Source organism: Methylobacterium sp. J-068 (genome assembly GCF_022829445.1).
In the GTDB taxonomy this organism is placed as follows: domain Bacteria; phylum Pseudomonadota; class Alphaproteobacteria; order Rhizobiales; family Beijerinckiaceae; genus Methylobacterium.
This window is the reverse complement of sequence record NZ_JAKSXY010000056.1, coordinates 1-1308: the sequence shown is the minus strand read 5'-3', so window position 1 is coordinate 1308 and position 1308 is coordinate 1. Positions and strand designations below refer to the sequence as shown.

The following is a 1308-nucleotide window of genomic DNA, read 5'->3' as shown; positions in this document are numbered from 1 at the left end:
GAGACTACTTATGGACCTCTCGCCCATCGGCGAAGCCGTGCTCATCGCCCGTGAGGGGCGAAGGCTGAAGGCCTACAAAGACAGCGTCGGCGTGCTCACGATCGGCATCGGCCACACCTCGGCGGCCGGGCCGCCCCTGGTCACCGCCGGCCTGACGATCACCTCGGCCGAGTGCGACGCGATCTTCGAACGCGACGTGCAGACCTACGTGGCCGCCGTGCGCAAGGGGCTGAAGGTGCCCGTCAGCCAGAACGCCTTCGATGCCCTGGTGTCCATCTGCTACAACATCGGGCCGGGCGCCTTCGCGACCTCGACCTTCCTCAAGCGCATCAACGCGGGCGACACGGCCGGCGCCCGCGACGCCATCCTGATGTGGAACAAGCCGGCGGCGATCGTCACCCGGCGCGAGGCCGAGGCCGCGCAGTTCGTCACCGCCTACACCTCGGCCCTGCCGCGTGCGACGACGACGCAGAAGCCCATCGCCGTGGCCGCGCCGGTGATCGAGGTGATGCACCCCGAGGTGCCGACGCCCGTCATCGTGCCGGTGACGCCCGCGCCCGTCCGCTGGTCGCTCGGCAACTGGCTGGCCACCTTGCTGATGAAGCCGTTCTACGGCTGACCCTACGCTTTTCCGTAGGTTGACCTCTCCCGAGCCGGCCGGGCCCACCGCGCAACCCCTGACATCGAGACCCCACCATGACCCGCATGCTCCCGCTCGCGGCGCTGGCGCTCGCCTGTGCCCTCTCCAGCCCTGCCTTCGCCATGGCCTACCCGCCCGGCCAGGAGGGCGCGGTCGCCGGCCTCACGCTCGGCCTGACCATCCTCGGCCTGTGCTTCGTCGCCGCTGGCGGCCTGTTCCTGCTGTGGGTCACGCCGCGTCGCCCGATCCCTCTGGCCCTCGCCGCAATCGTCGGCGCGCTGTGGTTCGGGTCGGCCTTCGCCGCCGAGGTGGTCGCCGCCCCCACGGCCCTCGTCCTGCCGGTCGGTGACTGGCTCTCGACGTTCTTTGCAGCCGTCGTGCCCAGCGCCGTGACCCTCATCGCCGGCGCCATCACGGTCGGCATCAGCAAGGTCGCGCCCTGGGCCGCCCTGTTCCTGTCGCAGAAGCGCATCGAGACCACCGTTCAGACCGCCGTCGATTACGGCCTGAACGCGGTCGAGGGCGCTACGAAGGGCGCCAAGCTCTCGGTGCCGGTCGGCTCGGCCGTCGTCGCCAAGGCGCTCCAGCGCGTGATCGACAGCACCCCGCAGAGGATCATCGACAAGGCCGGCGGCCTGCCCGAGATCGGCGCGCGCATCTTCCGCGCG

Annotated in this window: 2 protein-coding genes; both read left to right on the top strand. The window is 70.8% G+C overall.

The genetic code is table 11. From position 1 onward, the window contains the following. Nucleotides 1-619, top strand: a 619-nt coding sequence (locus tag MKK54_RS06190; protein ID WP_244009923.1) for a lysozyme, incomplete at its 5' end; no start/stop codon positions are given. A 77-nt stretch (nt 620-696) separates the two neighbouring features. After that, on the top strand, nt 697-1308 hold a 612-nt coding region (locus MKK54_RS06185; protein WP_244009922.1), incomplete at its 3' end, for a hypothetical protein.